20 protein-coding genes are annotated in these 19002 nt (G+C 41.9%); 3 read left to right on the top strand and 17 right to left on the bottom strand.

Annotated elements, in window-relative coordinates:
* Window positions 1-31: 31 nt before the first annotated feature.
* From BXY41_RS02205 to BXY41_RS02165, 9 genes are all read right to left on the bottom strand, one after another.
* Window positions 32-1090: a MupG family TIM beta-alpha barrel fold protein gene (locus BXY41_RS02205; protein WP_104434104.1), complete on the bottom strand. Its 1059-nt coding sequence runs from the start codon at window positions 1088-1090 to the stop codon at window positions 32-34.
* Entirely contained in the window at window positions 1090-2526 is a 1437-nt protein-coding gene (locus BXY41_RS02200) for a PTS transporter subunit EIIC (RefSeq protein ID WP_104434102.1), read from the bottom strand. Before BXY41_RS02200 ends, BXY41_RS02205 begins: the two co-directional genes overlap by 1 nt.
* 69 nt (window positions 2527-2595) lie before the next feature.
* Entirely contained in the window at window positions 2596-3489 is an 894-nt protein-coding gene (gene murQ, locus BXY41_RS02195) for an N-acetylmuramic acid 6-phosphate etherase (RefSeq protein ID WP_104434100.1), read from the bottom strand.
* 3 nt (window positions 3490-3492) lie between these two features.
* Window positions 3493-4341: a MurR/RpiR family transcriptional regulator gene (locus BXY41_RS02190; protein ID WP_104434098.1), complete on the bottom strand. Its 849-nt coding sequence runs from the start codon at window positions 4339-4341 to the stop codon at window positions 3493-3495.
* A 230-nt stretch (window positions 4342-4571) separates the two neighbouring features.
* Complete coding sequence (locus BXY41_RS02185) at window positions 4572-4892, bottom strand: rhodanese-like domain-containing protein (protein WP_104434096.1); 321 nt, start codon at window positions 4890-4892, stop codon at window positions 4572-4574.
* A gap of 168 nt (window positions 4893-5060) precedes the next feature.
* Window positions 5061-6281: an FAD-dependent oxidoreductase gene (locus BXY41_RS02180; RefSeq protein ID WP_104434094.1), complete on the bottom strand. Its 1221-nt coding sequence runs from the start codon at window positions 6279-6281 to the stop codon at window positions 5061-5063.
* A 55-nt stretch (window positions 6282-6336) separates the two neighbouring features.
* Window positions 6337-6894, bottom strand: a complete 558-nt coding sequence (locus tag BXY41_RS02175; protein ID WP_341457783.1) for a YeeE/YedE thiosulfate transporter family protein — start codon at window positions 6892-6894, stop codon at window positions 6337-6339.
* A gap of 18 nt (window positions 6895-6912) precedes the next feature.
* The gene (locus BXY41_RS02170; RefSeq protein ID WP_104434092.1) at window positions 6913-7140 is read right to left on the bottom strand and encodes a sulfurtransferase TusA family protein; all 228 of its coding nucleotides are present in this window, start codon (window positions 7138-7140) and stop codon (window positions 6913-6915) included.
* 23 nt (window positions 7141-7163) lie between these two features.
* Window positions 7164-7856, bottom strand: a complete 693-nt coding sequence (locus BXY41_RS02165) for a YeeE/YedE thiosulfate transporter family protein (protein ID WP_170072148.1) — start codon at window positions 7854-7856, stop codon at window positions 7164-7166.
* Window positions 7857-8077: 221 nt separating this feature from the next.
* Here BXY41_RS02165 and BXY41_RS02160 point away from each other — a divergent pair, with 221 nt between their 5' ends.
* Window positions 8078-8977, top strand: a complete 900-nt coding sequence (locus tag BXY41_RS02160; protein WP_104434090.1) for a LysR family transcriptional regulator — start codon at window positions 8078-8080, stop codon at window positions 8975-8977.
* Window positions 8978-8994: 17 nt separating this feature from the next.
* Here BXY41_RS02160 and BXY41_RS02155 read toward each other — a convergent pair whose 3' ends face one another.
* From BXY41_RS02155 to aguA, 4 genes are all read right to left on the bottom strand, one after another.
* Window positions 8995-10341, bottom strand: coding sequence for an APC family permease (locus BXY41_RS02155; RefSeq protein ID WP_104434088.1), 1347 nt, complete (start codon window positions 10339-10341; stop codon window positions 8995-8997).
* A 55-nt stretch (window positions 10342-10396) separates the two neighbouring features.
* Complete coding sequence (gene arcC, locus BXY41_RS02150; RefSeq protein ID WP_104434086.1) at window positions 10397-11338, bottom strand: carbamate kinase; 942 nt, start codon at window positions 11336-11338, stop codon at window positions 10397-10399.
* A gap of 61 nt (window positions 11339-11399) precedes the next feature.
* Window positions 11400-12440: an ornithine carbamoyltransferase gene (gene argF, locus BXY41_RS02145; RefSeq protein WP_104434084.1), complete on the bottom strand. Its 1041-nt coding sequence runs from the start codon at window positions 12438-12440 to the stop codon at window positions 11400-11402.
* A 22-nt stretch (window positions 12441-12462) separates the two neighbouring features.
* Entirely contained in the window at window positions 12463-13596 is a 1134-nt protein-coding gene (gene aguA / locus BXY41_RS02140) for an agmatine deiminase (protein WP_104434082.1), read from the bottom strand.
* A gap of 212 nt (window positions 13597-13808) precedes the next feature.
* On the opposite strand from aguA, the gene BXY41_RS02135 reads away from it, so the two are divergent.
* The gene (locus BXY41_RS02135) at window positions 13809-14609 is read left to right on the top strand and encodes a response regulator transcription factor (protein ID WP_104434080.1); all 801 of its coding nucleotides are present in this window, start codon (window positions 13809-13811) and stop codon (window positions 14607-14609) included.
* 147 nt (window positions 14610-14756) lie between these two features.
* Here BXY41_RS02135 and BXY41_RS02130 read toward each other — a convergent pair whose 3' ends face one another.
* The 3 genes from BXY41_RS02130 to BXY41_RS02120 form a co-directional block, all read right to left on the bottom strand.
* Window positions 14757-14978 (bottom strand): sulfurtransferase TusA family protein, encoded by a 222-nt coding sequence (locus BXY41_RS02130; protein ID WP_104434078.1) that lies wholly within the window; start codon window positions 14976-14978, stop codon window positions 14757-14759.
* A gap of 53 nt (window positions 14979-15031) precedes the next feature.
* Window positions 15032-15637 (bottom strand): DUF2087 domain-containing protein, encoded by a 606-nt coding sequence (locus tag BXY41_RS02125; RefSeq protein WP_341457782.1) that lies wholly within the window; start codon window positions 15635-15637, stop codon window positions 15032-15034.
* 296 nt (window positions 15638-15933) lie between these two features.
* Complete coding sequence (locus BXY41_RS02120) at window positions 15934-17364, bottom strand: aspartate ammonia-lyase (RefSeq protein WP_242980015.1); 1431 nt, start codon at window positions 17362-17364, stop codon at window positions 15934-15936.
* 128 nt (window positions 17365-17492) lie between these two features.
* Here BXY41_RS02120 and BXY41_RS02115 point away from each other — a divergent pair, with 128 nt between their 5' ends.
* Complete coding sequence (locus BXY41_RS02115) at window positions 17493-18425, top strand: LysR family transcriptional regulator (RefSeq protein WP_104434073.1); 933 nt, start codon at window positions 17493-17495, stop codon at window positions 18423-18425.
* 9 nt (window positions 18426-18434) lie between these two features.
* Here the strand turns inward: BXY41_RS02115 and BXY41_RS02110 are convergent, their stop codons facing one another.
* Entirely contained in the window at window positions 18435-18977 is a 543-nt protein-coding gene (locus BXY41_RS02110; protein ID WP_104434071.1) for a peroxiredoxin-like family protein, read from the bottom strand.
* Window positions 18978-19002: the final 25 nt, after the last annotated feature.

The following is a 19002-nucleotide window of genomic DNA, read 5'->3' as shown; positions in this document are numbered from 1 at the left end:
TTTTTCTCCGGTCTGATTTTTTTGAGTTTCCTCAATCTAATATCAGCTTAACTCCAAAACCTTTCTGAACGTACGTTAGATATTTCATATCCTTTTCCTTTATCTGCCCGATTACATTCAAACGTTCATCCATGGGAAGATCCACACGTGCAATTTCAAGCTCCCCCATATACCTCAAATATTTTTTATTAGAGATGGAGATACTTCCTGCTTTTCTGATCGGCATCCCGTTTTCTCTTTCTTCCGCTTCAATCACCTGTTGATACAATCTGGATTCCTGGGAGCGGAACAGATATTCACTGGAATCGGGCCTGTCATGATGAATCTGATCTCTGACAAATTCGTAGCCTGGTAATAAGTCGGTCCTCAGTTCCACATAACCCTGACTGATGCATTTTACAGCTTCCCAGTCCTTCTCTCTGATGTCCACATCTCCAACCAGCACCACATCACAGCCTCCCTCCATGGAAAGCTCCAGCATGTTATAAGCCACCTCATCCATTCGGCTTCTGTGGTCTTCCACGGTTGGTAATCCTTCAAAAAGCGGTCCTCTGAGCGTCAAGTTACCCGGCACAAATGCCATGGTTGTAAATCCCAGATACTTTAAACGGTTGTTGATTTCCCTCACCTGTCTTAAAGACAAGGCGGTAAACTGTTTGGGATAAAAGTTATGGCAGGCTGCAAATTTAGTAAAATCAGCCCCACACTGCTTCCATTCCAAAAGTTCCTCCTCCATAATGGTGGAGGCATTAAAAACAACATAAAAGTGTTTGGATATTTCAACCACTTCCCTGGGGGAAAAGCCATAATCCAGCCTGACATGGGTGATTCCTAAGGATTTTAATTCTTCCATGCTGGCAACACCCAGCTTTTCATAGGTTTCCGGTCCCACATCTGCAATCAGGTTTAATTTTTCTTCCCTGCAGCAGTCTAAAAGCTGCCTGATGCTCCTGCCATAATCCACCCCTGTCTCTTCCGGTATGTGGAGAGAGGTAAATGCATAGGTGACTCCGTTTTTTACCGCTTTTTTAATCAGTGTTTCATTCTTCTCCATACCGCTGGAGAAGTAAATGGAAATTCCAGTTTTCATTATTCCTCTCCGTATACCTCATTGATTCTGTTTTCATCTACGCCAAAGAAGTAAGTTACTAAAAATCCGCCTGCGTAAGCTACCAGCATAGCCAGTATAAAGGACAGCTGCTGGCCCGGTTTTACAATGAGAAGCCCGAACAGACCGGAAACTCCCTGGGAAACAGTTCCCAGATGAAGAAGAGCTGCCAGCGCTCCTCCGAAGCCGCTGCCGATACAGGCAGTTAAAAATGATCTGCCAAGAGGCAGGGTAACTGCGTACATCATTGGTTCTCCGATTCCAAGAATTCCTACTGGTATGGAGTCTCTTATGTATCTTTTTAATTTCTTGTTTTTTGTTTTCACATAAAGAGCAATTCCGGCTCCAACCTGACCGCCTCCTGCCATCATTAAGATGGGGAGCAGATAATTGATGCCGCCTGTGGCACCAGCCGGGTCATTTAACATGGCATGAATGGGCGTCAGTGCCTGATGCAGTCCAACTGCTACCAGAGGGAGGAAGCCCGCAGAAAGAATATAACCGCCTACAACTCCCATTTTCTCATATGCAAAGCTTAATACTGCAAAGATCACCTTGGTCAGTCCGGCTCCCAGCGGCTGAATAACTAACAAAGCAACAATTCCGCCAATGATCAGCACCAGAAGAGGACTGATAAAGGTATCAATTAAATCCGGCATGTGCTTTCTGATCCGTTTCTCCAGTTCTGCAAAAAACATACCTGCAATTAACGCTGCTAAAAGACCTCCGGAAGCGGGGTTAAACGGGGCGTTGGTAATTGGCAGAAGAATCTGCTTTTCATTAATGGTTGCAAGAAGCGGCATGCCTGCATTGGCTATGGACATCGCTCCTGCAATGGCGCCCAGTGCTCCGGAGCCACCGAACTCTCTTGCTGCATTGTAACCTACCAGAATAGGAAGGTAGGCAAACAAAGCCCAGCCCATGGTTCTGATGCAGGCGAACCACCAAACTCCTGCAAGTGCTCCGTGTGTAGAAACATTGATAACATTGCAGATACCGTTAATTAAACCTGCTGCGATGATTCCTGGCAGAAGTGCTACGAAAATATTGGCAATTTTCTTTAAGAATCTCTGAACTGGTTTGTCGTATTTTGCCTTTTGCAGTTCTTTGTTTTCTCTTGTAACTGTATTAATATCTGCACCATTCTCCCCGTCATCTGCCTGACCTTTGGGAAGTCCTGTAAGCTTATAAAATTCTTCTAACACTTTGTTTACCTTGCCAGGACCAAAGACGATCTGAAGGGTATTGCTTTCTACTACGCCAAGAACTCCCTCCACCTTCTTTAACTGCTCTAAATCCACTTTTGATAAATCTTTCACCCCGATGCGAAGCCTTGTCATACATGCAGCATTGGATGTAATGTTGGTTTTTCCTCCCAACAGTGATAACAGTTCTTCACTGACTTGCTTGTAATCCATTGTTCTCCTCCTTTAATGATAATTTTATAGTTCCGGCTTAGCTGGTAAACCAAAGCCCCCTTTCTTATTCTATTTCAAAGCCTGACGGACATTCCCGCCTGCTTTTAACAGCTTTTCTCTCGCTTCGCTGGCATCACAATCAGATAAAATCATAATTACTGCTGTTTTCACATGACCGTCTGCCTGTTCCAGTACCTCTTTTGCTTCCTCTCTCTCACACCCGGTTGCAGTCATCACAATATTTTGTGATCTCACTACCAGCTTTTCATTGCTCTGTCTGACATCCACCATTAAATTCTGATAGACCTTTCCGATTCCAATCATGCTTCCGGTTGATATCATGTTTAAAACCATTTTCTGAGCAGTTCCTGCTTTCAGTCTGGTGGAGCCGGTAAGTACTTCCGGTCCGGTGACCGGTTCAATGGCTAACATTGCTTCCTTTCCAATGTCAGAATTCCTGTTGCATGAAATGGCTACGGTTTTACAGCCAATGGAACGTGCATACCGGAGTCCATGAATGACATAAGGCGTTCTGCCGGATGCAGCAAGACCTATTACGATATCTTCCTTTGACAGCCAGATGGCTTTTAATTCCTCTTTGCACAGGGTTTCACTGTCTTCCGCGCCTTCCACTGCCTCTACGAATGCTTTTTCACCTCCTGCAATCAGACCCACAACCATCTGTGGCGGCACGCCAAAGGTAGGAGGACATTCCACTGCATCAAGTACTCCCAGGCGGCCTGATGTTCCCGCTCCCACATAGATGATTCTGCCTCCTGATTTCAGGCTTTCCGTCGCCCATTCAATCGCCTGTGCGATCTGAGGGATTACATCCCCGATTGCCTTAATAACAGCACCATCCTCCTGGTTCATAATCCGGGCAATTTGAGTGGGAGTCATCTCGTCTAACCCCATAGTATCCGGGTTTCTTGACTCGGTTGTCAGTTTTGATAAATCAATCATCTTTTATGTTCCTCCGTCCTTCTGTATATGGGTTCTGCCAAACTGGTTCATGCAGAACTCGTAATTCCGATTTACGTAAGCAGTAAACAGCACATCTACCACATTCAGCTGGGAAATTCTGGAAGACATGGCTCCGCTTCTGTGAATAAGCTCCGTCGCAGCTACAGGCAAAACATAATCTGCTTCTGCCGCAAGCTTTGACTCTACAGCCCTGGTAATGGCAATTACCTTTGCACCATTGGCCTTTGCTTCTTTGGCGCACTGAAGCATTTCTTCTGTCAGACCGGAATAGCTGATAACAATTGCCACATCTCCGGCTCGTAAATTTCTTGCTGTTAAAAACTGGGCATGCCAGTCATCACATAAATTGCAGATCACATCTGCCCTTAAAAGCTTAAGATATAAATCCCTTGCCACCAGAAGTGAGGTGCCAAGTCCAAACAGGGAAACGGTTCTGCTGGTTTCCAAAAGCTTCACACAGGAAGTGATCGTCTTAGGTTCCAGAAGCTTTCTTGTTGTTTCCAGTGACTCGATGTTTTTCTTTGTTACCTTGTAAATAATGTCTTCCACCGTGTCCTTCTGGGTAATCTTCTGAAATGCAATGTCCCGGCTTTCCCGAAATAAAGCCACCTCGTAGGCAAGAGTACTCTGAAAGTCTTTATAACCTTTGCAGCCCAGCTTTTTACACAGCCGGACAATGGTTGCGGGGGAAGTGTAGGTTTCTTTTGCAATCTCCTTAATGGTCTTCCTTAACACAGATTCCGGATTTCTCTGAAGCCGGCTGATCAGTTGTTTTTCGGCCTCTCCGGCATTTTGAACATAGTCATCAATTCTTACAAGCAGACCTTTCATTCTCTGTTCCTTTCTAAAAAGCCTGAAGGGATTCCATGCACTTTGCAGTTGTATTGAATCTCATTCTAGCGGGTTTGTATTATAGTTTCAATATGAGACGAAAACTATGAAACTTATTTTCATTATATGATGCTTTCAAAGGGATTAACAGAAGAGATTTTTCTAAAGACAGGCAAAAAAATCCGGTTCCATTTCAGAGCCCTGAAAATGAAACCGGAAGCTGACATTTTTTATTTTCTCTTTGTACCAACGTAGGAGCCTATTCCGCCGGCTACATTTACTACATCAAAGCCCTTTTTTAAAAGAGAGCTGCAGGTACGTTTGCTTCTTGCACCGGACTGGCACATAATATAGTAGGTTTTGTCCTTTATTAAATATTTTTCCGGGTTATTGATTAAGCTGCCCATGGGGATATTTTTTGCTGTTCTCATGGTTCCGCTTTTAAATTCAAATGGTTCCCGAATATCAATTAACTCAATGCTGCCAATAAGCGGGTCCAAATCATTTACGTGAATTACTTTTCCTGTACTTCTTTTTAAAAATTCAAACATATTATGATCTCCTCTAGTAGTTCCAGATATTTGTTAAGCTTATTTTCATTATAAAACTTATTTTATTATTATCCGTGACTAACTCACATATCCCGTGGGATAAAACAGAAAATCCCCTGACAGGCACCTGATGGCACCTGGCTGGGGATCACTTATAAATTTATTAACCTATTTACAAATACTCTCAATCTGTTCCTTTGTGATTTCGCTGTCAATCTTCTCCTGTATCTTACAGTCCTTAATCCATACTGCGCAGGGACCATTTGAAACACCAAGGCGTTTTGCAAGTCCGTCCGATTTATAGATGTCAATACAGGATACCCGTATATTCCTGTGGTTCTGCTCAAATTCTTTGAATACAGATAGAAGTTCTCTGGAATCTGCATCAACTGCATTATAGATATAGACCAGAGAAGGCTTTCCTTCATTCATAATCTGCTGCTCAAATATCTCACACTCAGAAAGATATTTTTCAGCACCATAGCCTGCTACGGCTCCGTCTCCCACTGCAGTTGCAACCTGCTTTAAGAATTTATCCCGGACATCACCGACTGCATAAACTCCGGGTATATTGGTTTCCATCCGCTCATTGGTAATTAAATAACCACCACGGTTCATATCCAGCATACCCTTAAATATCTCGGTATTAGGCAGATAGCCAATAAATAAGAAGCAGCTGTCAACGGTTACCGGAATTTTTTCTTCCGTCTTTACATTTTTTAAGACAACCGTGCCAAGTCTTTCCTCTCCCTCAAAGCTGTCCACAACTGTATTCCACATAAATTCCATTTTGGGATTGGCAAGTGCCTGAGCCTTTGCTATTTCATTACAGTCCATCTTTCCCTTCTCATGCATGACGGAAACAATCACCTTATCCGCAAATTTGGTTAAGAACATCCCCTCTTCAATGGCTGCATCTCCGCTGCCGATTACCATAACGGTTTTTCCCGTGTTGGCCGCAGCATCGCAGGTGGCGCAGAAAGAGATACCTTTATCATATAGATACAGTTCCTCATTCTTTGCACCGGTCAGACGAGGCTTTCCACCGCTTGCTATGATTACTGCCTTTGCCTCAAAAATATTGCGGAAGGTTTCCACTTTTTTTATATCTCCCTCAAGAGATACGCTTCTTACATCAGTTAATTTAAAGTCCACTCCGAATTTTTTAGCCTGCTTATGAAACAGATCCATCAGTCCAAGACCGGTGGCTCCTTCCGGGAAACCAGGATAGTTTTCAATCTCATTGGTATACGTTGCCAGTCCTCCCACCAGAGTCTTTTCAATAATCAGTGTCTTTAATTTTGCCCTGCCGCAATAGATACCGGCAGTTAAACCAGCCGCACCGCCGCCAATGATGACTACATCATACTGTAATGTCTTCTTTTCCATGGTAATAAGATCCTTTCTAAAGGATTGGAGCAATCATTTCTGATTGCTCCATCCATTACATAAAATATTTTGCCAGTAATTTGCTTCCGATAAATGCTCCCACCAGAAGGAACGCTCCAAATACCCAGCCGGATAAGGAGAAGGAGGCAATTGCGGTAAACAATGCTCCGATGTTACAGCCGTTTGCAAGCCTTGCTCCGTATCCCATAAGCAGACCGCCCAGGATAGCTGCCACTACCTGACGCAGGGTTTTAATCTTCTTTATTTTAAACTGTGATGCAAATAAGGTCGCCGCCAATGCTCCGAAAATAATGCCAAGATTTCGGATGGAACCGCCGTCTGTCAGAAAACTGGTATGAAGCTCCTGCTGCATCTTTTCTGATGCATAATAGGCCCAGCTGCCTGCATCTCCGCCCAGTGCGTTATAAACCCAGGTTCCCCAGACAGCAAATGTACTTGTTACTCCCCAGCCTTTTCCAAATACTGTGAAATGAGCAATCTGGAAAACGGAAAGTAAAACGGCTCCCGCCACATAGGTTAAAGGTTCCTTTAACAGTTTTTTGTAAATCGGATGATCACCCAGTTTAATAAAAAACTCTTTCAATTCATTCACCTACTTTCAAAGCGGTTATTATTTTGCTTTCTCAATAACGATTTCCCATTCACCGTCATCTACTTCTTCAATTTCAACATTGTGTCCCTGTTTTCTTGCCCATTCAGGTACATTCTTCATTGCACAGCTGTGGTCGATGGAAACAACCAGCACATCTCCTACAGATAACTCACTCATCTTTTTTTCTGTTTTCATTAACGGTACAGGACAAGCCTCGCCTAAACAATCCAGTGTAAATTCAGCCATTTTTTATCTCCTTCAAATAAAATTTATTCAATACTTCCCATTTTCTTCTGCTGCCATTTCACAGCAGCTATGTAGAGCAATACAATAATCAGGCCCTGAACCACAATTGCTCCAAACCAGCCAAACACGTCAGGTAAAAATATCTTTGGAGCATTGGTATTTAATTTGCCCCAGAATCCCATGTCATGAGCACCCCATACGGAACCTGCAATAAAAAATACCAGTGACAGCATCTGCATAAGGAAACCCTCTCCTACACGCATTAATGTTCCGGAAGCACAGCCTCCTGCAATTACCATACCGATTCCAAATAAAACGGCTCCGATCATTAACGGCAGACCGATGGGGGATACCCCCGCCATGTTTAAATTGGAATCTCCGCCGCCCATGGCGCTGGCATACTTAATTGCCACGAATCCCACGCTTGATACAGCAGCTGCCACCAGGACAGCTCTCGTTACTGATGTGCTACCTGTTATGCAGGGATCACGGAACGCTGCTGTAAAGCAGAATCTGGAACGCTGCAGAATATAACCAAATGCGATACCAAAAATCCAGTAAACCGGAAGCTTATTACTCCCCTGCCCCAAATAGAATCCAAAAGCGATGATCAGTGCAGTAAGCAACAGCGCAAATGGAATCTGACTCTTTTTGGGCTTTCTAGGCTTACGCACTCTTTGTGTACCTGTTTCGGTACTTGAATTAGTCTCTGACACTTGAATCCTCCCTTCTACATTGATAATTATATAACGATCTTTACGGTTAAATTATATCATAATAAATGGAAAGCTGTTAATCAAGATTTTTATATGGTATAAGATATCCTTATACCCAAATAAATCTTGCCACTAGTCATAATGCCGTATATTTGTTATAATTGGCCAAGGGGAAACGTACAGAATTTTAACAGTTAACAGTTTTAAGAAGGGGGATTCTTATGAACGTTCTAAATTTGAAGATGTTTATTAAAATAGTGGAAACTGGAAGCATCTCAAAGGCTGCAGAATTAATGAACATCAGCCAGTCTGCACTAAGCCAGCAGCTTCGGGCCATGGAGCTGGAAATTGGAACCCGGCTTTTTGAGCGCAATTATAACGGAGTTGTTCCTACTGATACAGGTAAAATCGTATCCCATTATGCCACGGAAATTACATCTTCTTATGACCGAATGTTTCTTGATATCTCCAACTCTCAAAACCAGAATAAAACCATACATATTATGGCCAACCCCTGTGTCTATTCTTATGCTCTGCCCTGTACCCTTTATCATGTAAAGAACAATTATCCCCAATACACCCTTCAGATGGAGGTCATGTCCAGCCAGAACATTGAAGAAAAAATAACGAAAGGTCAGGCAGATATGGGGATTATTATCGGCAAACCAAAGGATAAAAATCTTTCCTCTAAAAAGGTATTTACCGACCGGTTCTGTCTGGTTGCAGGAGAAAAGATGGAGGTTCCGGACCAGCTGTCCTCTGAGGAACTTTATGACTATCCTCTGCTGATGCTTGTAAAGAACCAGAAAACCAGGCAGCTCCTGGACAAATCTCTGGTTAAAAACGGAATTCAGATCGGCAGACTTCATATTCCCTACACACTGGAATCCACGGAATCCATTAAGCTGTCGGCAATTAACGGGTTCGGACTTGCTTTTCTGCCCTATATGGCAATAAAAAAAGAGCTTTACCATAAGCAGCTTCGCATCATTGAATGTCCCGGGCTGGAGTTTGAAAATGATTACTACTCCATCAAACGTTCTGGTGATGTTCCTGCTTCTCCTGAATCGGCAAAGCTCATAAAATATATTGAAAAAATATTAAAGGACACGATCTGCTAATAATTTTGTTATTGAACTTATTTTGTATTAATTGACCTTGCAATCATAATCTCACCCACAATTTGCGTAATAATCAGGCTTACCAGGATTACAACTGTACCAATGATTCCGCCCCCCTGTGGAAAGAGGAATGAAATACAGGATCCGATTAAAATAAGCATATGGTACACTGCACATGCAATTGCAAACTTACTTCCCGGTGCCTTGAATGGTCTTTCTTTATCTGGATCTGCTTTACGCAGTTTAATAAATGCGAGAGATAGCAAAACATAGGGCGCCAGGTAAACAACTCCTGTAAATGCAAGAATTGACCAAAATAATCCCTCATTTGATGTTGCAATCATTCCATAGAACACAATCAGTCCTGTAGCTGCTATTCCTAAAATAACAGATGCCCCAACAGGTGATCCATATTTATTCTTAACCGCAAATACTTTTGGAAATTCTCCTGCTTCTGCTGCCTCAAGAATAACTTTGTTTGCTGCCAGCGGCCATGCAAATGCGTTGCTGAAAAATAAGAGAGCCAGACAGATGGCAATGAGAATCACAAAAACCTTGCTGCCTCCATAGATGACCATGATAGCATCAATTAAACCTGTTGTTCCGTCAATTGCATCTGCCGGAAGAATGAATTCTACTGCCATTGTAGAAAATATATAAAGCCCAACTGATACAAGGGAGGATATAATCAATGCCTTTGGCATATCCTTCTTTGGATTTTTCATTTCTTCTGATGCACAGCCTACGGCATCCATTCCTGTAAGGCCATATACAAATACAGGAATCAAAGCGACCAGTGTCAAATCGAATTTCGGAACCATAGTCCCTGCATTAAATGACACAACTGCATTTCCTTTTACTGCATAGTAAATACCACCCACGATTAATGACAGACAGAATAATATTTTTGCTGCTGTACCAATGTTATTTAAATGCTTTGAATCCTTAAGAGGAATAATATTAAATAACACAATCATCCAGGTTCCTGCCACACTTAACATGATTGTCATTGTGAGTGTCATGTCCGGCCAGAATAACTGTTTAAAAATTGCAACAAACGGAATCATGACCGATGGAACAAACCCCACACAGTTTACCCAATACCACCAGTTTGTTCTTCCCGCCCACTTAGGCCCCAATGCTTTCTTCACCCAGGAATAAATACCTCCCTGCTCCGGGTAGGTACTTCCAAGTTCTGCACAAAGCACACAGTGTGTGTACAAATAGGAGCCGCCTAAAATAATAAATGATACGATGACAGATGGGCCTACCTGTGCCATTGATGCAATCAGCTCCATGGAAACAAAAGCAGATAACGTCATACCGATCATGTCAACCAGCGTCAGAGTTTTTTCTCTTTCCATATGTATTTTCCCCAATCTTTTTCTATGTGCTTTTTCTTCTCCCCCTGATTACAATTTAGGCAAATGTAATTACTGTTCCCGTCTCCCCATTCAGTGCATCAATTGCATGCTCAAGGCTTGTGATAATTGCCTTTTTCTGTGGATAAGCCCGAACAAATTTCATTGCCGCTTCTACTTTGGGAAGCATACTTCCAGGTGCAAACTGCCCCTCATCGATGTACTGAGTTGCTTTCTTTAAGCTCATAGATGAAATGCTTTCCTGATTTTCTTTGCCCCAATTGATTGCCACCTTATCCACTTCTGTAAGAATCATCAGAATATCAGCCTCGACCTCCTCTGATAACAGTTCTGCTGCAAAATCTTTATCGATGACTGCTGCAACACCTTCAAGATTTCCATCCATATTTTCTACAATAGGAATCCCACCACCACCGCATGAAATCACTACAGAAGAATCCCAAAGTTTTTTTATAGCCTCAATCTCTATGATTTTCTTAGGAATCGGGGATGCTACTACCCGTCGCCAGCCACGTCCGGCATCCTCTTTCATGGTGTAGCCTTTTGTTTTCTGTAATTCGGTTGCCTCTTCTTCTGTATAAAAAGCTCCTATTGGTTTTGTAGGATTTTTAAATGCCGGATCATCTTTGTCTACTACCATCTGTGTTGCAACTGTAAGTACCGGACAATTGATATTTTTAAGCCTTAATGCATATCGCAGTGCCTGTTGAATCTGATATCCAATGTATCCTTGTGACATGGCACCGCATACATCAAACGGCATTGCCGGTGTGACATCTTTTGCCGTTTCAGATGCAAGAAGAATTCTCCCTACCTGGGGCCCGTTTCCATGCACGATTGCAATTTCGTGTCCATCTGCACAAATCTGTGCCAATGACTCACATGTCTTACGAACAACTTCCAGCTGTCCTTCTGCTGTAGGTGCGCTATTCTTTGATTGAAGCGCATTTCCCCCTAATGCTATTACGATTTTTGACATTCTAATCTCCTTAAAATGGATTTCCCGGAACTGTTAAGATTCCGGGATTTTCCTGGTTTAATTATTCGATCCCGCTGTCAGCCATAAATTTCTCTAAGGACTCTTTTGCGGCAGCAATAGAAAGTTCAGTTGGAGCCTGCTTTCTCATGTACTGTGTCAGATACACAAGAAGACCTCTCATCGCTGTAAGTCTGTTTCCAGCTTCCAGCCAGCAGAGGGAAGAATCAGAATCAAGAACTTCATCTGTAACATCTTCATTTCTTGTTGCTGGCAGTGGATGCATAAATTTGCAACCGATATTTCCCTGTGCCATAAGTTCCCGATTCACCTGATATTCACCAAAGATTGAGACACGAACATCCTTTGGAGTTTCATTTTCATACAGACCATACCAAACGTCTGTGTAGATAACATCCGCCCCTGATAAAGCAGCTTTGTCTTCTGTTGCAAGGAACGTTGCGCCAGATTCTTTGCAGTTTTCAAGAATATGAGGAAGCGCATCTGCTGATGGACTGTGCTCCAGCCAGTATTCCTTCGGACCAAGGTGTACAAATGCCATACCGATCTTTGTACAGATTGTTGCAAGAGAAGCCGCTGTCTGTGTTCCGTCACCAACATAAACAACTTTCATATCTTCAATTTTTTTACCCTGGGGAAGGTGTTCAACCATTGTGATAACATCAGCAATAGCCTGTGTTGGATGGCTATAGTCTGACATTCCGTTTAATACCGGGATGGTACAGGCATTCCCAAGCTCCACAATTGTCTTATGGTCAATCACACGTGCCATAACAATATCAATTAACTGAGAAAGGACTTTTCCGGTATCGCCGATTGTTTCATGTCCGCCAAGCTGGATCATGCCCGGTCCAAGATATTGAGCATGTCCACCCAGCTGCTGCATAGCGGTTTCAAAGGATACTCTTGTTCTTGTTGATGACTGCTGAAAGATCATTCCAAGTGTTTTTCCTTTTAACAGTGGTGGATAGTAACCTGCTTTGATACATTTTTTAATTTCGATTGAAAGCTTAACAATCCCCATGATTTCATCTTTCGAATAATCCTGAATGTTAATAAAATGTCTTACTCCATTTGCGTACATAAATATATTCTCCTTTATAAAATCATTTTGCTTTTGGCTGCTGCTGTGTAATACAGTGAATATTTCCACCACCATATGCAATTTCTGGTGTGTACACTCCTACCACCTTACGTTCTGGAAATGCTGTCTGAACCTGCTCCATTGCAAGTGCATCATTCTCGTCTCCATACTGTGGAAGAATGACTGCGCCGTTTACAATCAGATAATTCAGATACGAAGCAATGGATATCTCTCCCTCTACACGTGGTATTGCACCTTCTGAAAAGTCAATGGTGTCTGCATCTTTCAAATAACATGGTTCCTTTGTTACACATAATTTGTGTACTTTGAGTTTCCGTCCCTTTGCATCTGTCTGCTCAGAGAGGAAATGATAAGCGGCTTGTGCTTCTTTATAGAATGGATGTTTTTCATCATCTGTGTAAATACACATAACCTCACCTGGGCGAACAAAACAGGCAACATCATCGATATGGCCATTTGTCTCGTATGGATCAATACCATCTTTTACCCACAGAACCTTTTCTACATTCAGATATTCTTTTAATTTTTCTTCAATCTGTTCCTTACTCATCTCTGGATTCCGTGATTCATGCAAAAGACACATCTCTGTTACAATACAGGTTCCCTCTCCATCAACATGAATGGACCCGCCTTCCAGGATAAAGTCTTTCTCCTCAACTGCCGTATTCTTTGGTTTATAAGTATCCACGTTTGCAATTTCACAGACTTTACGGGCAATCAGCTCATCTTCATGCCATGGGAAATACAATCCATCGACTAAACCGCCATATGCATTGAATCCCCAGTCCACTGCACGAATACCACCCCTATCATTTACCAGGAATGTGGGACCTGTATCACGAATCCAGGCGTCATCATTTGTCATCTCAATGATATTGATATTTCCATTGTTAATTGGGGCAATGCGAGCCAATGCGTTCTCATACTGGATTGGTGGAACAAGCATATTAACCATCTCAAATTCACTAATGGCCCTCGCCACATCAACGTAAGCCGCCTGTGCCGGTTTTGCTCCAAGTCTGTAATTGTCATTACGCCATGGCCAAAGTATCCAGATACATTCCTGCTCTTCAAACTCTGCAGGCATTCTGTATCCATCAGCTTTTGGAGTTGAACCTTCAATTCTTCTTGCCATCACTTTTCCTCCTTTGACAGTTCCAAATCATTTATTGTGAGCTCATTATATACGCCTCTTTTCATAACCTTCAATTACCCCCAGAATGCATATCTGTCATTAATCCCCCAGATGTAACTCTATACTACCTTCTAGAACCTTATGTAGAACTCACAGTACTCATTGCTTTTCTAAAGCACCCATTGTATAATAATGAACAAGGAGAAAATGTTATGAATACAAATAAAGAGGCAGAATCAACAATGATTTCAACGGAAGACTGGGGTATTATCAACGAAATCACGGCATTCATTTACACCACCCAGCCATACCCTGATTTAAGTCAGATTATTGAAAAATTGAAGGAAATCATCCCCTATTCCCATTCTTTCAGTTGTCTGATTAGTGATGATAATAAAAACATTGAATTTTTCTCATATCAGAGTAAGGATATCCCTCCTGCTCATATCGAGCTGTACCGCACACAATATATTAATTATGATTTCATCCTATGGTACAGTGTGTCACCCAAGGAGATGACCTTCCGTGAATCGGACATTGTGGTTGAAAAGTACATGGCTGAATCCATCTTTATGAAGGAATGGATGGAACCTATCAACGCATATTATGGTGCCGTATCCAATATCGTTGCCGATAACTACAGCTACGGTAATATCTGTCTCTATCGTTCAAAAGAAGAAGGCAATTTTTCTGACCGGGAGATGGCAATTCTTAAGACCATCAACCATCATCTCTGCCTGCGTTTCAAAGATATTTTTCCAAGGGGAATCCAGAGGAGTTCTTTTGATCAGAGCAAAAGTTTATATAAGTCAACCTATCATCTGACAGACCGGGAATTTGAAATCGTGCAGCTCATCTGTGATGGTGTCACTCGAAAAGATCTGGCTGAGCGGCTTTTTATTTCTGGAAACACATTAAAAAAACATTTGAACAATATTTATTCCAAAATAAATATTAAAAATTTTGAGGAATTATTGATGACGGTTCGACCAGGAATCAAATATATAAAATAAATCAAAAAAGGGATGTGAACTCTTTCCCGGATTGGTCAGTTACCATTCCGGGAAAGAGTTCACATCCCAGCGAAATAAAAAATCCTTATAAAGCCCGTTTTTAAGCTTTACAAGGATATGTTTTTTTTATTGAAGAATTGCCTGGCACTATCTGCCTGCTGTTATGGTAATTTCCCATACTCCATTCATTACCTCATCCAACTGGTAACTTAATTTATTGGCTTTGCAAAAGGATTCCAGATTGGAAATGGTGCAGCTGTGATCTGTAACCAGCAGATAGTCTTCTCCTTTTTGTATGGAATCCATAACTGCCTGCAGTTTCATTACTGGTACCGGGCAGATCTCGCCCAGACAGTCTATTTTTTTCATACTTTATCCTTTCCTTTTTTGATTCCGAAACCTATGGGTCAGACAGCTTATCCCTACTCTTTCACCCAGTAGAAAGTACCATCGTTCGTCCGATCCATAAAGCCATATTCAATAAGCGCTCTTCGAATGGCGGCATTATCATCATAAATTCTTTTTAAGATACGGTTTAATTCCTTCTCTTCATATTGCTTACCCGGGACAAAATTCTTTACAATTTCGCTTAACACAACCAGCTTTTTCTTCTCTCTTGCAGGTATGCTCTTTAAACCGCCCTTTTCATTAAAATAGGTTTTTCTGATACTCTCAACCTCTTTATCTGTTATATTATAGCGGTCATCCACCATGGTGGCAGAGTTGTGTGCATCTTGCAGAACACTTCCTTCCAGCCGGCTGATCTCCTTTTGTGTCTGCTCAGACAGCAGTTCCATCATAGCCAGAAAAACCTTGGCCTGCTTTTCTTTTTCCCTTAATTTATACTTGTGGTTTCGAATGGTTGAATCAGCAACGCCCAGTGCAGAAGCTACCTCCCTGTCTGACATCCCCTGTGCAATGAGCTGGAGCACCTTCTGCTGTGCCTGGGTAATGCCAGTATTTCCATAACTCATATTCAGGATATAGGTTAACATAGACCCATGTTTTTCTTTTATATGCTCTTTCATTGATTTTTCTGCGTCATAGAAAAGCCCGTCTTTTTCATAGATCCGTCCTTCCAGATAGCTTTCCCCGCAGACAACACAGGTATATGTTTCCCCCTCTTTGATATACCCGTTTTTTAGTTCATCCTTTGATGCGTCCCAAAAAATAGTATCATCTCCCTTCTATCTTATATAATGGTAATAATAACACTTTTGTTGTTTTATGTCTATATATTTGTAGTTATTTTAAATATATGTTTGCATTTTATGTTATCCATAAAAAAGCCACTGCATGTTCTGTCTTTGCAGTGGCTTTAAAACTAACAACTCTTTTTTGCAATTCCCGGTCGTGTCATATTCATGGGATTCAAAACTATATTAACATCTGCCGGAGACAGCAATCCTTTTTTTATAATCAGCTCCCTCACTGGTCTTCCTGTCCGAATGGCCTCCTTCGCAATTTCCGCAGAATCTCTGTAACCGATGTGAGGACATAAAGCAGTGATAACTCCCACACTGTTTTCTACTAATTGACGGCATCGATCCTCATTTGCAGTAATGCCGGTGATACAGTGATCCACAAATGTCTCTACCACATTTGTCAACGTATCAAGGGATTGAAACAGAGAATAAAACACAATGGGTTCAAAAGCGTTTAACTCCAGCTGTCCCGCTTCAGCCGCTAATGTTATGGTCAGATCATTCCCAATGATTTGGAAAGCCACCTGATTAACTACCTCCGGAATTACCGGATTTACTTTTCCTGGCATAATGGAAGAGCCGTTCTGTCTTGCCGGAAGGTTGATTTCTCCAAATCCCGTTCTTGGACCGGAAGACATCAGCCGTAAATCACTGGCTATTTTTGAGAGGGTAACTGCGCAGGCCTTAACAGCCCCGGATACCGCTACGAAGGAATCCAGGCTTTGTGTTGCATCAAACAGATCGGAAGCCTGGATTAAATCTATGCCGGATATTTCTTTTAATTTTGGCACAATCCGCTTCATATAATGTTCATCCGCGTTAATTCCGGTACCTATGGCGGTTCCGCCTAAATTGACATATCTTATTTCTTCAAATACTTTTTCAATGCGGATCATATCCCTTTTGACAGCCGTTGCATAGGCCTGGAATTCCTGCCCCAGACGAATGGGTACTGCATCCTGTAACTGGGTTCTTCCCATTTTAATCACATGATCAAATTCCTTTGATTTTTCCTCAAATGCCAGTTTAAGGCGCTCCAGCTGTATTAATGCTTTCTTTAAAAGAACATAACATGTCATTTTACCTGCTGTAGGAATTACATCATTGGTGGATTGTCCGCAGTTTACATGATCATTGGGATTAACCAGGCTATAGTCTCCTTTTTCTCCGCCCAGGATCTCTATGGCTCTGTTTGCAATGACTTCATTGGCATTCATATTCAGGGAAGTTCCCGCTCCGCCCTGTATGGGATCTACAATAAAATATTCCAGAAGCCTTCCTTTCAGTAATTCATCGCATGCCTGGACAATTGCCAGGGAGATTGCTTCATCCAGAAGACCCGCTTCAAAATTGGTAATCGCAGCGGCCTTTTTAATATAAACCACATTTTTAATAATTTCAGGATGCATGTTAAGTCCTGTAATATGAAAATTTTCTTTTGCCCTTAAGGACTGACTGCCATAATAAGCACTTTTTAAAACCTTCATCTCACCTATGATGTCTTTTTCCACACGATACTCTTTCTCTTTATCATTCATCCTGTATTCCATTGGATACCCTCACTTTTTGCAATTGTTTGATATGTAATTCTTGTAATAAGTATATATTCCATTTATACTATAATCAAATATCAATTGATTTATAATTATCATAACTTTACATTTATATGGAGGCAGCCATGTTTTCTGGAAAAGAATACGTTTATGAGGTCTACAAAGAAAAGAGTTTCTCAAAAGCAGCAAACAATCTCTATATTTCACAGCCCTCGTTAAGTTCCACCATTAAAAGAATTGAAACCAGAATCGGTATGCCGATTTTTGACCGGAGCATAACACCTGTGGGGCTGACGGAGTGCGGGCTTAAATACATACAGGCAGCAGAATCCATTATGGCAATAGAACAGGACTTTCGTAATTATCTCGATGATGCCAGGAATTTACAGACCGGAACACTGACCATTGGAGGCAGCAATTTATTTACTTCCTATGTCATTCCCCCTCTTATCTCCAGCCTGCACCAGAAGTATCCAGGGATTAACGTAACCATCATCGAAGACAATACCAGCAATCTTGAATCCCAGCTTTTACTGGGGTCACTGGATTTTATCGTAGATAACAGCACCCTGTGCGAAACCAAGTTTGATACTTTTTTATACCGGGAAGAACATTTAATGATCGCCGTTCCCAAAAAATACCCGATTAATCAAAACCTTCAGGAATATCAGGTTTCTCTGGAACAGATCCGGTCAGATGCATGTCAGGACCCAAAAGTTCCTGTAGTGCCTTTGATGGAATTTAAGGATTATCCCTTTATCATGCTGAAGCCGAATAATGATACCATGCAAAGGGGAACCCATTTATGTAAAGCAAATGGATTTAAGCCTGATATCCTGTTTGAACTGGATCAGCAGTCAACCGCATATCACATTGCCTGCTCCGGTATGGGGATCTGTTTTGTCAGCGATACACTATTATGTAAATCACCTGCACTTACGGATATGATTTATTACAAGCTTGACGAAGAAAAAAGCAAACGTAATATCTGTTTCTTCAGTAAGAAGAACCGGTATATTACGTTTGCCATGTCTGAATTTTTAAAATTAATTTCTTAGCTGGATAAATTACTTCATCATGTCCACAATCTGTTCTGCATCCAGAACATCATCGATTACCTTCGCATAATGAGCGTATGTTACAGTAAGGTCAGGTGATAAGATAAATGCCGCTGGCAGCTGCAGTTCGTCCCCCTCATACCTTCCATGAGAGAATCCTGCTGCCATGGCTTTCCCCACCTTCACCATGGTCTTTAGCCCTGCCAGATCTTTTTTACTGGCTGCCGGAAGAATCTCAAACTCCCGGTAGAGTTCTTCCTTTGGATCACAGACGATTTCAAAAGGGAACATATCTTCTTTTCCCATGTCCTCTCTTAATAAATCCGGATCGCTCTGCAGTACCACCAGTAATTCTCCTCCTGCTGCCGTGATCTTTTCATAGTTTTTCGCATACTGGGAGAGATCATACTGGCACAGTGTACACCCATAATAGCGGAGAAATACAAGAGCCAGTTTCTTTCCGCCTGCTGCCTCACTGAGCCGGACATTTTTACGAAAAGGTGTATCAAATGTAAAATCACGCATCTTGTCATTTACATCTATTTTTGCCATATTGTGCACCTCGTTTTTCTGTGAA

It is taken from the genome of Lacrimispora xylanisolvens, from assembly GCF_002934545.1.
Taxonomy (GTDB): domain Bacteria; phylum Bacillota; class Clostridia; order Lachnospirales; family Lachnospiraceae; genus Lacrimispora; species Lacrimispora xylanisolvens.
This window is presented reverse-complemented; position numbering and strand designations above follow the sequence as displayed.

Excerpts from the sequence above, each read along its gene's own strand:
- BXY41_RS02185 (WP_104434096.1), bottom strand. The coding sequence starts at position 4,892 with ATGTTTGAATTTTTAAAAAGAAGTACAGGAAAAGTAATTCACGTAAAT.
- BXY41_RS02155 (WP_104434088.1), bottom strand. The coding sequence starts at position 10,341 with ATGGAAAGAGAAAAAACTCTGACGCTGGTTGACATGATCGGTATGACG.
- BXY41_RS02135 (WP_104434080.1), top strand. The coding sequence starts at position 13,809 with ATGAATACAAATAAAGAGGCAGAATCAACAATGATTTCAACGGAAGAC.
- BXY41_RS02110 (WP_104434071.1), bottom strand. The coding sequence starts at position 18,977 with ATGGCAAAAATAGATGTAAATGACAAGATGCGTGATTTTACATTTGAT.
- BXY41_RS02125 (WP_341457782.1), bottom strand. The coding sequence starts at position 15,637 with ATGAAAGAGCATATAAAAGAAAAACATGGGTCTATGTTAACCTATATC.
- BXY41_RS02115 (WP_104434073.1), top strand. The coding sequence starts at position 17,493 with ATGTTTTCTGGAAAAGAATACGTTTATGAGGTCTACAAAGAAAAGAGT.
- BXY41_RS02190 (WP_104434098.1), bottom strand. The coding sequence starts at position 4,341 with ATGAAAGGTCTGCTTGTAAGAATTGATGACTATGTTCAAAATGCCGGA.
- BXY41_RS02170 (WP_104434092.1), bottom strand. The coding sequence starts at position 7,140 with ATGGCTGAATTTACACTGGATTGTTTAGGCGAGGCTTGTCCTGTACCG.
- BXY41_RS02200 (WP_104434102.1), bottom strand. The coding sequence starts at position 2,526 with ATGGATTACAAGCAAGTCAGTGAAGAACTGTTATCACTGTTGGGAGGA.
- BXY41_RS02130 (WP_104434078.1), bottom strand. The coding sequence starts at position 14,978 with ATGAAAAAAATAGACTGTCTGGGCGAGATCTGCCCGGTACCAGTAATG.
- BXY41_RS02180 (WP_104434094.1), bottom strand. The coding sequence starts at position 6,281 with ATGGAAAAGAAGACATTACAGTATGATGTAGTCATCATTGGCGGCGGT.
- BXY41_RS02160 (WP_104434090.1), top strand. The coding sequence starts at position 8,078 with ATGAACGTTCTAAATTTGAAGATGTTTATTAAAATAGTGGAAACTGGA.
- aguA (WP_104434082.1), bottom strand. The coding sequence starts at position 13,596 with ATGGCAAGAAGAATTGAAGGTTCAACTCCAAAAGCTGATGGATACAGA.
- argF (WP_104434084.1), bottom strand. The coding sequence starts at position 12,440 with ATGTACGCAAATGGAGTAAGACATTTTATTAACATTCAGGATTATTCG.
- BXY41_RS02205 (WP_104434104.1), bottom strand. The coding sequence starts at position 1,090 with ATGAAAACTGGAATTTCCATTTACTTCTCCAGCGGTATGGAGAAGAAT.
- arcC (WP_104434086.1), bottom strand. The coding sequence starts at position 11,338 with ATGTCAAAAATCGTAATAGCATTAGGGGGAAATGCGCTTCAATCAAAG.
- murQ (WP_104434100.1), bottom strand. The coding sequence starts at position 3,489 with ATGATTGATTTATCAAAACTGACAACCGAGTCAAGAAACCCGGATACT.
- BXY41_RS02120 (WP_242980015.1), bottom strand. The coding sequence starts at position 17,364 with ATGGAATACAGGATGAATGATAAAGAGAAAGAGTATCGTGTGGAAAAA.